At 74.7% G+C, this 11,583-nt stretch carries 9 protein-coding genes; all 9 read left to right on the top strand.

Translation table 11 applies throughout. The features are described from left to right. Window positions 1-1,417: CDP-archaeol synthase (locus VGB14_05440; protein ID HEX9992352.1), on the top strand; the 1,417-nt coding region annotated here is incomplete at its 5' end. A gap of 4 nt (window positions 1,418-1,421) precedes the next feature. Beyond that, window positions 1,422-2,591, top strand: coding sequence for a 1-deoxy-D-xylulose-5-phosphate reductoisomerase (dxr, locus tag VGB14_05445; GenBank protein HEX9992353.1), 1,170 nt, complete (start codon window positions 1,422-1,424; stop codon window positions 2,589-2,591). Then, window positions 2,588-3,916 carry a M50 family metallopeptidase gene (locus VGB14_05450; GenBank protein ID HEX9992354.1) on the top strand — a complete coding sequence of 443 codons (1,329 nt, stop codon included), beginning with the start codon at window positions 2,588-2,590 and terminating at the stop codon, window positions 3,914-3,916. Before dxr ends, VGB14_05450 begins: the two co-directional genes overlap by 4 nt. A gap of 10 nt (window positions 3,917-3,926) precedes the next feature. Next, on the top strand, window positions 3,927-5,150 hold the full coding sequence (gene ispG, locus VGB14_05455) for a flavodoxin-dependent (E)-4-hydroxy-3-methylbut-2-enyl-diphosphate synthase (protein ID HEX9992355.1): 1,224 nt from the start codon (window positions 3,927-3,929) through the stop codon (window positions 5,148-5,150). Window positions 5,151-5,311: 161 nt separating this feature from the next. Next, on the top strand, window positions 5,312-6,790 hold the full coding sequence (locus VGB14_05460; protein ID HEX9992356.1) for a galactose oxidase early set domain-containing protein: 1,479 nt from the start codon (window positions 5,312-5,314) through the stop codon (window positions 6,788-6,790). A gap of 80 nt (window positions 6,791-6,870) precedes the next feature. Continuing rightward, window positions 6,871-8,283 carry a proline--tRNA ligase gene (proS, locus tag VGB14_05465; GenBank protein HEX9992357.1) on the top strand — a complete coding sequence of 471 codons (1,413 nt, stop codon included), beginning with the start codon at window positions 6,871-6,873 and terminating at the stop codon, window positions 8,281-8,283. Window positions 8,284-8,422: 139 nt separating this feature from the next. Then, window positions 8,423-9,544 carry a beta-propeller fold lactonase family protein gene (locus VGB14_05470; protein HEX9992358.1) on the top strand — a complete coding sequence of 374 codons (1,122 nt, stop codon included), beginning with the start codon at window positions 8,423-8,425 and terminating at the stop codon, window positions 9,542-9,544. A 135-nt stretch (window positions 9,545-9,679) separates the two neighbouring features. Next, window positions 9,680-10,195, top strand: a complete 516-nt coding sequence (gene rimP / locus VGB14_05475) for a ribosome maturation factor RimP (GenBank protein HEX9992359.1) — start codon at window positions 9,680-9,682, stop codon at window positions 10,193-10,195. Beyond that, window positions 10,192-11,583, top strand: a 1,392-nt coding sequence (gene nusA / locus VGB14_05480; protein ID HEX9992360.1) for a transcription termination factor NusA, incomplete at its 3' end; no start/stop codon positions are given. The genes rimP and nusA, both read left to right, overlap by 4 nt.

The raw sequence follows: 11,583 nt of genomic DNA on the forward strand, positions 1-11,583 counted from the left end.
GCCCGGCGATCCCGGCGGGGCGGGCCCCGCTCGCGGGGTGCCGGGCGACCCCGGCGCCGGCGGGCCGGTCCGCGGTGTCCCCGGCGACCCGGGCGGCGCGCCCGGCCGCCGCGGCCCCGCCGACCCCGGGCGTCGCCTGCCCGGCGATCCCGCCGCGGGGCCCGGCCGCCGGGCGCCGGCCGCCGGGCCGGGCCGCGGCCGCCCCGTCGACCCCGGCGTGGCGGCCAGTCCGGTCGCGGCCGAGGGCGACCTCGCCGGCCGGGCCCGCCCCGCCGCGGCCGCCGTCCCCCTCGGGCGCGACGGTCGCCCCCTGGCGGGCGACCCGACCATCGCCGGCGCCCGACCGGCGTCGGCCCCCGACGAGTACGCGCCCGGCGCGGAGGTCGACCCCGACCCGGCCGGCGCCGCCGCCGCGCCCGCCCCGGGCCGCCGCACGGCCGCCGCCGAGCGCCGGGCCAGGGCCGCGGCGTTGGCGTCCGGTGCCGACGGCGGCGCGGGAGCGGCCGGCGCGGCGACCGGCACCCGGAGGACCGCCGGCGCGCAGGGCGCCCGCCGGGCGGCCGGCGGCCCGGGCGGGCCGGGACGCACCGGCGGCCAGGGCGCGGGGCGCGACGTCCCCGTGGCCATCGGCGTCGGCGTGCTGTTCGCGGCCGTCGCCCTGATCCTGTTCAAGGTCGGCCCCCGGGCGACGATGGTGCTGGTCACCGCCGTGCTCGTGGTCGCCGCCATCGAGTTCTTCTCCTCCACCCGCCAGGCCGGCTACCAGCCGGCCGTCCTGCTCGGCCTGGCCGCCACCGCAGCCATGGCCCTGGCCGCCTACTGGCGGGGGGAGGCCGCCTACCCGCTCGTGGTCTTCCTCACGGTCGTGTTCGGCCTGCTCTGGCACCTCGTCGGGGCGGGGGAGGAGCGACCCGTCCCGAACCTCGGGGTCACCCTGCTCGGTGTGGCCTACGTCGGCGGGCTCGGGTCGTTCGCGGCGCTGCTGCTGAAGTTCCCGAACGGGATCGGCATGCTGCTCGGCGCCGTGGTCGCCACCGTGGCCTACGACGTGGGCGGCTACGCCGTCGGCCGCAACCTCGGCCGCGCCCCGCTCGCCCCGGACGTCAGCCCGAACAAGACCTGGGAGGGGCTGATCGGCGGCATCGCCCTCACGGTGATCGCCACCACCCTGATCGTCGGCAAGTTCCCGGGCATCCACCCGTTCGACACGGTCGGCGACGCCCTGAAGCTCGGGCTCGTCGCCGCCGTGGCCGCCCCGCTCGGCGACCTGTGCGAGTCGATGCTGAAGCGCGACCTCGGGGTGAAGGACATGGGCAGCACGCTCCCGGCCCACGGCGGGCTGCTCGACCGGTTCGACGCCCTGCTCTTCGTCCTCCCGGCCACCTACTACCTCGTGCGGTTGCTGGACCTGGCCTGAGCCGGTGCCGACCAGGGTCGCCGTCGTCGGGAGCACCGGCTCCATCGGCACCCAGACCCTCGACGTGGTCCGGGCCGACCCCGGCCGCTACGACGTCGTCGCCCTGGCCGCCGGGGGCCGCTCGGTCGAGGCGCTCGCCGCGCAGGCCGAGGAGTGGCGCCCGGCCGTGGTCGCCGTGGCCGACGAGGGCGCGGCGCGGGCGCTCGCCGACCGCCTCCGGCCCCTCGGCTGCGAGGTGCGCTGCACCCCGGAGGACCCGCCGGCCGCCCTGGCCAGCGTCGCCGCCGGGGCCGACACGGTCGTCAACGGGGTCGTCGGCTTCGCCGGCCTCCAGGTCACCCTGGCGACCCTGCGGGCGGGCCGGCGGCTGGCGCTCGCCAACAAGGAGTCGCTGATCGCCGCCGGGCCGCTCGTCCAGGAGGCGAGGGCCACCCCCGGCGCCGAGATCATCCCCGTCGACAGCGAGCACTGCGCCATCCACCAGTGCCTGCGGGCCGGCCGCCCGGCCGAGGTCGCCCGCATCCTGCTCACGGCGAGCGGCGGGCCGTTCCGGGGGCGGACGAGGGCCGACCTGGCCGAGGTCACCGTCGACGACGCCCTCGCCCACCCCACCTGGCGGATGGGGCCGAAGATCACGGTCGACTCCTCGACGCTCATGAACAAGGGGCTCGAGGTGATCGAGGCCCACGAGCTGTTCGGCACGCCGTTCGAGCGGGTCGAGGTCGTCGTCCACCCCCAGTCGGTGGTCCACTCGATGGTCGAGTTCACCGACGGCGCGGTGATCGCCCAGCTGTCGATGCCGGACATGCGCCTGCCGATCGCGTACGCCCTCGGTCACCCCGAGCGGTCGGCTACCCCGTTCGGCACCATCGACTGGGCCACGCTCCGGCGCCTGGACTTCGAGCGGCCCGACCTCGACGCCTTCCCCTGCCTCGGCCTCGCCTACGAGGCCGGGCGGCGGGGCGGCACCGCCCCGGCGTGGCTGAACGCCGCGAACGAGGTCGCCGTGGCCGCCTTCCTCGACGGGCTCATCCCGTGGCTGTCGATCGCCGATGTCCTGGGGACGGTGCTGGAGCGGCACGATGGAACACCGGCCACGTCGGTGGACGTTGTGATCGACATGGACCGCAGGGCCCGCCACGAGGCCCGCCGCGTGATCGAGAAGGCCGCATGACCGACGCCCCCCAGCCGCCCACCCCGCCCCCGGCCCCGCCGCCCCCCGACCCCGGGCGGGCGCGCGCCCGGCGGGTCATGACGTTCCCGGAGGGCGACGGGCGCCCGTCCGGCCAGGCCCACCAGGGCAGGACCGGCCTGGTCCTGCTCGTCCTCGGCATCCTCGCCCTCGGCCTACTCGGGGGCCTGCCGATGCTGATCGTGGTCCTCGCCATCATCGTGATGGTCTTCTTCCACGAGCTCGGCCACTACCTGACGGCCAAGGCGGCCGGCATGAAGGTCACCGAGTTCTTCATCGGCTTCGGCCCGAGGATCTGGTCGTTCCGCCGGGGCGAGACCGAGTACGGGCTGAAGGCCGTCCCGGCCGGCGCCTACGTCCGCATCATCGGCATGCACAACCTGGACGAGGTCGACCCCGCCGACGAGCCCCGCACCTACCGACAGCAGCCGTTCTGGCGCCGGCTGTCGGTGGCCGTGGCCGGCTCGGGCATGCACTTCCTCATGGCCCTGCTGCTGCTGTTCGGGATCTTCGCCTTCCACGGCATCGACCGCGACGAGGCCCGCTGGACGGTCGGCGCCGTCACCGAGGGCAGCGCGGCCGACGAGGCCGGCCTCCAGCCGGGCGACCGGGTGGTCGCCGTCGACGGCCGGGCCGTCGAGACCTTCGACGACCTCCGCGCCGAGGTGACCGGGCGGCCGGGCGACGAGGTCTCGCTCACCGTCGAGCGCGAGGGCGGCACCCGCACGCTCGAGGCGACCCTCGGCGATCGCAACCCGGCGACCGGCGAGCGGGTCGGCTTCCTCGGCGTCGGCGCCGACGCCCCCTACGTCCGCGACGACCCGCTGACCGCGGCCGGCCGGTCGTTCACGACCTTCGGCAGCATGGCCAAGGTGTCCGTGCAGGCGCTGGGCTCGTTCTTCACCCCGGGCGGCCTGTCCGAGTACACGTCGCGCCTGTTCGACGGCGGCGGCGAGGAGACCGCCACCGAGCCGGGGTCGGGCGACGAGGGCCGGGTCATCTCGGTGGTCGGCGCCGTGCGCCTCGGGGCCGAGCAGACCGAGGCCGGCTGGGTCGGCCTGGCCGAGTTCCTCGTCACCATCAACGTGTTCGTCGGGATCTTCAACCTCGTCCCGCTGCTGCCCCTCGACGGCGGGCACGTGGCCATCGCCACCTACGAGCGCATCCGTTCCCGGCGCGGCCGCCCGTACCGTGTGGACGTGGCCAAGCTCATGCCCCTCACCTACGGGGTCGTCGCCCTGCTGGTGTTCGTGGCCGTCACGTCGCTCTACCTCGACCTGGTCGACCCCGTGTCGCTCGGCGGGTAGCGGCCCGCCGATGGCCTTCCCCCGTCGCGTCACGCGCCAGATCGTCCTCCGCCACCCGACCAACCCGGTGGCGGTGGGCGGCGGTGCGCCCGTGTCCGTCCAGTCGATGACGACGACGAAGACCGCCGACGTCGAGGGCACGCTCGCGCAGGTCTACGCCCTGCACGGCGCGGGGGCCGACATCGTCCGCTGCACCTGCAACGAGGTCGAGGCGGCCGAGGGCCTGGCCCGCATCGTGCCCCGGTCGCCCGTGCCCATCGTCGCCGACATCCACCACCAGCACCGGATGGCGCTCGCCGCGCTGGAGGCCGGCGTCCACTGCCTGCGGCTGAACCCGGGCAACATCCGCAAGCCCGAGCACATCAAGCTCGTGGCCTCGGAGTGCCGGGACCGGGGCGTGCCCATCCGCATCGGCGTGAACGGCGGCTCGCTCGACCCCCGGCTCTACGAGAAGCACGGCGGGCTGACGGCGGCGGCCATGGTCGAGTCGGCCCAGCAGGAGCTCGCCTACTTCGAGGAGGTCGGCTTCGAGGACGTGAAGATCTCGGTCAAGGCGTCGAACGTGCCGCTGATGGTCGAGGCCTACCGGCAGCTGTCCGAGGTCACCGACCACCCGCTCCACCTCGGGGTGACGGAGGCGGGGCCGATGCCCGGCGGCCTGCTCAAGGGGACGGCCGGGATCGCCACGCTCCTGCTCGAGGGCATCGGCGACACGATCCGCTACTCGCTCACCGCCGACCCGGTGGAGGAGGCGAGGGCCGGCCGCCAGCTGCTCGAGGCGCTCGGCCTGCGGGAGCGCAAGGGCCTCGACCTCATCGCCTGCCCGTCGTGCGGCCGGGCCGAGATCGACGTGATCGCGGTGGCCGAGGCCGCCCAGAAGGCGCTCGGCGACCGGGAGCTGCCCATCCAGGTGGCGGTCATGGGGTGCGTGGTGAACGGGCCGGGCGAGGCGAGGGAGGCGGACCTCGGCATCGCCGCCGGCCGAAAGCGTGGCCACCTGTTCGTGAAGGGCAAGGTCGTGAAGGTCGTGCCCGAGGACGCCATGGTCGAGGCGCTCGTCGAGTGGGGCGAGAAGATCGCCGCCGAGGGCCTCGAGGCGGCCATGGCCGACGCCGACGCCGGCGCGGCCGCCGAGGCCGAGGCCGACCGGGCCGCCCTCCTCGACGAGAAGGGCGCCGACGCCAACCACAGCGAGGCCGTCGTCACCTCCATCCACCGCAGGGTGGACGCCTAGCGGCGTCGGCTCCCGTCGCCGTCTCCGGCGTGTTGGCGGCATTCCAGCGTCATTCCCCTTTTCGCCCCGATCGTCCAGTTGACGGGGTAGTGTGGCGAATCGCCGGCGTTGGAGGGACGCGGGCGACGGAGGGAACGGGGGGCACGGTGGGAGCGGAACGGATGACCCGCCGCGCGCTCGGGCGGCGCGTCGGCATGGCGGCCGCCGGCCTGGTGGCGGGGCGTGCGCTCCGGGGCGGCTCGGAAGCGGCGGCGGCCGAGGAGGAGCGCTGGTGCTCGCTCGGCGCCGCCGAGCCGGTCGCGTCGATCGACGCTCCGTCGTCGCTCGGCGGTCCCCCCGAGGTCGTGGGCTCCTGGTCGGCGCCGATCCAGAGCCCGACCGGCGTCATCGCCGTCCACGCCGTCCTCCTCCACACCGGCCACGTCCTGTTCCTCGAAGGCGGGGACGCCGTGATGTGGAGCCCGGCCGACGGCTCGCGGGTGCGGACCGATCCGCCGAAGGACCTCTTCTGCTCGGGCCACTGCATGCTGGGCGACGGCCGGGTGTTCTTCGCCGGCGGCGCCAAGACCGGTCCGCCGCCGAACTGGACGACCCTGTTCGACCCGGTGACGGCGACGTGGGCGTCTGGCCCGCCGATGCGCCAGGGCCGCTGGTACCCGACGGTGACCACCATGCCGGCAGGCGACCAGGTGGTGATCGTCAGCGGCGAGATCGACCGCTCGGGCGTCGTCAACGACGACGTCGAGGTGTACTCGGCCGCCGACGCCAGCCTGACCGCGGTCGGCAGCCGGCGCCTGGGCCTCTACCCGCACCAGAAGGTGATGCCCGACGGGCGGGTGCTGACGGCCGGCCCCGGCCCCGACGACTCCTGGTCGCTCGACCCGGAGGACTGGAGCTGGTCGGCGAGCCCGCGGCTGCTGCGCTCGCACCACAACGGCGGCGGGGTGCTCCTGCCCGGGGGGCCCGGCGGCCCCCACGAGCTCCTCCTGTGCGGGAGCACGTACCCGTCCGGCGCGATGGTCGAGGCGTTCGACGTCGACCGGCCCGAGGACGGGTGGCGGCGGCGGGCCCCGCTGCCCGAGCCGCGGGCCCACATGAACGCCGTGCTCCTGCCCGACGGGACGATCCTCGGCGTCGCCGGCTCGAACGCCGACGGCAACCTCCACCGGTCGCTGCTGTACGACCCAGCCGGCGACGCGTGGACGCCGATGGCGACGCAGACGAAGGTCCGCGGCTACCACTCCACGGCGCTGCTGCTGCCCGACGGCCGGGTCCTGTCGGCCGGCGACAACATCGACCCTGGCGGGCTCGACACCTTCGAGCTGTACTCGCCGCCCTACCTGTTCAGGGGGCCCCGCCCGTCGATCGTCGCCGCCCCGCCCGTCGTCACGTGGGGCGAGGTGTTCGAGGTGCGGGCCACGGCGTCGGTCGCGAGGGTCGTCCTCGTGCGCCCCGGGTCCGTCACCCACACCAACAACATGGAGCAGCGCCACGTCGAGCTCGTGCTCGAGGGCACCGGCGTCGTGGTGCGGGCCTCGGCGCCGCCGTCCCCGGCCGTCGCTCCCGCCGGCTACTACCTGGTGTTCGTGCTCGACGCCGCCGGCGTGCCCTCCGTGGCCTCCTGGGTGCGGCTGGCCTGACGCGGGGGCGGTCGTCGCCGCGGGCCGGTCGCCCGATCTCGGCGGGCCGGCGAGGAGCCCGCCGGTACCATCGCCCCCCTATGGCGAAGGCACCGGTCGTCACCCCGCAGGCGGAGGACTTCCCCCGTTGGTACCAGGACGTGCTGGCCAAGGCCGAGCTGGCCGAGAACGGGCCGGTGCGGGGGACGATGGTCATCCGCCCGTACGGGTTCGCCATCTGGGAGCGGGTGCAGGCCGAGATCGACGCCCGCATCAAGGCCACCGGGGCCATGGGCGCCTATTTCCCGCTGTTCATCCCGATGAGCTACCTCGAGAAGGAGTCCGAGCACCTCGAGGGGTTCAGCCCCGAGCTCGCCGTCGTCACCCACGGCGGGGGCAAGGAGCTGGAGGAGCCGATCGCCGTGCGGCCCACCAGCGAGACGATCATCAACGCCTACTTCTCGAAGTGGATCCAGAGCTACCGCGACCTGCCCCTGCTCGTGAACCAGTGGTGCAACGTCGTGCGCTGGGAGCTGCGGCCCCGGGTGTTCCTGCGGACGACCGAGTTCCTCTGGCAGGAGGGCCACACCGCCCACGCCACCCGTGAGGACGCCAGGGACTACAGCATCCGGATCCTCCGCGACGTCTACACGTCGACGATGGTCGAGGTGCTCGGCGTGCCCGTGCTGCCCGGCCGCAAGACGGCCCGCGAGCGCTTCCCCGGGGCCATCAACAGCTTCACGTGCGAGGGGATGATGGGCGACGGCAAGGCCCTCCAGATGGGGACCAGCCACGAGCTCGGCCAGAACTTCGCCCGCATGTTCGACATCACCTACCTCGACGACCGGGGCGAGCAGGTGCACGTGTGGCAGACGTCGTGGGGGGCGTCGACCCGGCTGATCGGCGGGCTGATCATGGCCCACGGCGACGACGCCGGCCTCCGCCTGCCGCCCCGGCTGGCGCCCGTGCAGGCCGTCGTGCTCGTCGTGCGGGACGAGGGCGGCACCGTCGAGGCGGCCAGGGCGCTGGTCGACGGGCTGGCCGCCGCCGGGATCAGGGCGAAGCTGGACGACGACGTGTCGACCTCGTTCGGCCGGCGGGCCACCGACTGGGAGCTGAAGGGCGTGCCCGTCCGCCTCGAGGTCGGGCCCCGGGACCTGGCCGAGGGCACGGTGACCGTCGCCCGCCGGGACACGAGGACCAAGGAGCAGGTGGCGGTGACCGGGGCCGTCGAGCACACGGTGTCGGCCATGGAGCAGGTGCAGGCCAACCTGCTCTGGCAGGCCACCGAGCGGCGCGACGCGCGCATGCCCGAGGTGTCGACGGTGGACGAGGCGGCCGAGGCCGCGACCGTCGGCTTCGCGAGGATCCCGTGGTCGGTGCTCGGGGAGGAGGGCGAGGCCAAGCTGGCCGAGTCCGCGGTCAGCGTCCGCTGCCTCCAGCGGCCCGACGGCGGCCTCCCGCTCGCCGACGACGAGCCCGACCTCGTGGCCATCGTCGGCCGCGCCTACTAGGCGGGACTGCCGCATCCGGCGCAACCCGCCCCCGCCGGGCTCGGCGTCGGCCGGAGTTCAGCGTCTGTTCCCCGCTCCGTAAGCGCCGTCGCGGGAGGGCGGGGTAGGGGCCGGGCGACCCCCTACGAGGAGGAAGCCCATGCCCGTCCCGATCCGACGCGTCCTGCGGTCGCTGGCGGTCCCGGCGCTCGTCGCGCTGGCCGTCGCCGGCGTCGCACCGTCGGCGGCAGGTGCCGGCGAGCCGGCCGGCGCCGTGTACGTGCTCACCAACGAGGCGGCGGCGAACGCCGTGGTCGCCTTCGCCCGCGCCGGCGACGGCGACCTCGCCGTCCAGGGCTCGGTCCCGACCGGCGGGCGGGGCACCGGCGCCGGGCTCGGCTCCCAGGGCGCGCTCGTCCTGAACGACGACGGGTCCCTGCTGTTCGCCGTGAACGCCGGGTCGAACACGGTGACGACCTTCGCCGTGCAGCCCGACGGCCTCCGGCGGGTCGGCGTGTTCCCGTCGGGCGGCGCCCGCCCGATCAGCCTCACCGTCCACGGCGACCTGCTCTACGTGCTGAACGCCGGCGCCGTCGCCAACGTCAGCGGCCTGCGCATCGGCGCCGGCGGCTCGCTCACGCCGATCGCCGGGTCCCGCCAGCCGCTCGGCAACCCGTTCCCGAACCCCGCCCAGGTCGGCTTCAGCCCCGACGGCCGGCTGCTCGTCGTCACCGAGAAGTCGACCCAGCTGATCGACGTCTACCGCATCCGGTCCGACGGCCGGGCCGCTCCGCCCGCCATCCGCCAGTCGGTCGGCATCGAGCCGTTCGGGTTCGCGTTCACGCCCACCGGCCACCTGCTCGTGTCCGAGGCGTTCAACGGGACCCCCGGCCACAGCGCGGTGACGTCCTACGACCCGGTCCGCATGGACCTCGCCGTCGTGTCCCCGTCGGTCAACACCCACCAGACGGCGGCCTGCTGGGTCGTCGTGACCTCCGACGGCCGGTTCGCGTTCACCACCAACACCGGCAGCGGGACGGAGTCGAGCTTCCAGGTCGGCCCGGACGGCACCCTCGCCCTGCTCGACCCGGCGGCCGGGAGGAACGGCGCCCACAGCGCGCCGATCGACCTCGACCTCACCGACGACGACGCCTTCCTGTACGTCCTGAACTCCGGCTCCGGCACGGTCAGCGGGTTCGCCGTGAGCGACAGCGGCGGGCTCGCCGGGATGGCCATGTTCGGCCAGCTCCCGCCCAGCTCGTCGGGGCTGGCGGCGAGGTAGCGGACGGCACGCCGCCAGGCCGGGATCGCCAACCGGCTGGTATCATCCACGTTCCAGATCGCATTCGAGGATCGACCCCCGAAGGCGTGGGCTCCGGCCCACGCCTTCGTACTGCCAGGACGAGGAGGTGACACGGTGACGACGGGCGAGCGGGTGCGTGCGCTGGTCGAGCCGCTGGTCACCGGGGCCGGCATGTCGCTGTACGACGTCGAGCACACCGGCGGCGCCGTGCGGGTCCTCGTCGACCGGGAGGGCGGGGTCGGCCTCGACGACCTGGCCGAGCTCACCCGCCGCGTCTCCCGCGTCCTCGACGAGGACGACCCGATCCCCGGGCGCTACACGCTCGAGGTGTCGAGCCCGGGGCTGGAGCGGCCGCTGCGCACGGCCGCCCACTTCGCCGGCGCCGTCGGCAGCGAGGTCACCGTCAAGACGCTCCCCGGCGTCGAGGGCGAGCGCCGCGTCCGGGGGACGCTGGTCGCCGCCGACGACGAGTCGTTCACCGTCCGCCCGACCGAGGGGGACGACCCCGCCGAGCGCACCCTCCGCTACGACGAGGTCGAGCGGGCCCGCACCGTGTTCGAGTGGGGCCCGGCGCCCAAGCCCGGCCAGGGAGGGACCCGCACCAAGAAGAGGAAGGCCGCAACGCCATGACCGGCAACTTCGAGATGATGGAGGCCCTCCAGGCCCTCGCGACCGAGCGGGGCATCTCGACCGACGTCCTGCTCCACGCCCTGGCCAACGCCCTCGAGTCGGCGTACCGGCGCATGCCGGGCGCGGCCGAGGAGGCCTTCGTCGAGATCGACGACCAGTTCACGATCAAGGTCATCGCCCAGGAGCTGGACGACGCCGGCAACGTCGTGCGCGAGTGGGACGCCACCCCCGACAACTTCGGGCGCATCGCCGCGCAGACGGCCAAGCAGGTGATGACCCAGCGCCTGCGCGAGGTCGAGCGCGAGCAGAAGTACGAGGAGTACGCCGGCCGCGAGGGCGACATCGTCACCGGGATCATCCAGCAGAGCGACTCCCGCTACACGCTCCTCGACCTCGGCCGGGTCGAGGCCCTGCTGCCCCAGGCCGAGCAGGTCCCCTACGAGCGGCCCGAGCCCGGCACCCGGCTGAAGGCGTACATCGTCGAGGTCCGCCGCACCTCGAAGGGCCCCCAGATCGTCGTCAGCCGCACCCACCCCGGCCTCATCAAGCGCCTGTTCGAGCTCGAGGTCCCCGAGATCGCCGACGGCATCGTCGAGATCAAGGCCTGCGCCCGCGAGCCCGGGCACCGCACGAAGATCGCCGTCTGGTCGAACGACCGCAACGTCGACCCCGTCGGCGCCTGCGTCGGGGCCAGGGGCGCCCGGGTGCGCATGGTGGTCAACGAGCTGCGGGGCGAGAAGATCGACATCGTCCCGTTCTCCGAGGACCCCGTCGAGTTCGTCATGAAGGCCCTCTCGCCGGCCAAGGTGAAGGAGGTCCGCATCGACGAGGAGTCGGGCACGGCCGAGGTGATCGTCCCCGACTACCAGCTTTCCCTCGCCATCGGCAAGGAGGGCCAGAACGCCCGGCTGGCGGCCCGGTTGACCGGCTGGCGGGTCGACATCAAGAGCGAGACGCAGCTGGCCGAGGAGGAGTCCTACCAGGGCGAGGAGTGGGCCCAGGGGGAGTGGGTGGTGGACCCGAGCACGGGTGACCAGGTGTGGCAGTCGGCCGAGGGCGGCCCGGCCATCTCGGCCGAGGAGTGGTCCCAGGTCGGCTCGACCGGCGGCGACCAGCCCCAGTCCCAGGTCGCCTGGGGCGACGAGCGGGAGGCGACCGGCAACGAGGACGTCACCGCCGAGTCGGCCGAGGCCCAGATGCCGCCGCCCCAGGACGAGGTCGAGGCGGCCGAGATGGTGATGGCCGGCGCCGTGACCGAGGGCGGCGGGCCGACCGACCTGCTCGAGGTCGACGCGCCGGCGCTGTCGCCCGAGGAGGCGGCGGTGGTCGAGGGGACGACCATCGACGTCGCCCAGCTGGGCGACGCCAGCACCGACGCCTCCCTCGAC

The sequence above is a fragment of the Acidimicrobiales bacterium genome, assembly GCA_036399815.1.
Classification (GTDB): Bacteria; Actinomycetota; Acidimicrobiia; order Acidimicrobiales; family DASWMK01; genus DASWMK01.

Coding starts and splice junctions, on each gene's coding strand:
- VGB14_05460 (HEX9992356.1), top strand. CDS start 5,312: ATGACCCGCCGCGCGCTCGGGCGGCGCGTCGGCATGGCGGCCGCCGGC.
- VGB14_05470 (HEX9992358.1), top strand. CDS start 8,423: ATGCCCGTCCCGATCCGACGCGTCCTGCGGTCGCTGGCGGTCCCGGCG.
- proS (HEX9992357.1), top strand. CDS start 6,871: ATGGCGAAGGCACCGGTCGTCACCCCGCAGGCGGAGGACTTCCCCCGT.
- ispG (HEX9992355.1), top strand. CDS start 3,927: ATGGCCTTCCCCCGTCGCGTCACGCGCCAGATCGTCCTCCGCCACCCG.
- VGB14_05450 (HEX9992354.1), top strand. CDS start 2,588: ATGACCGACGCCCCCCAGCCGCCCACCCCGCCCCCGGCCCCGCCGCCC.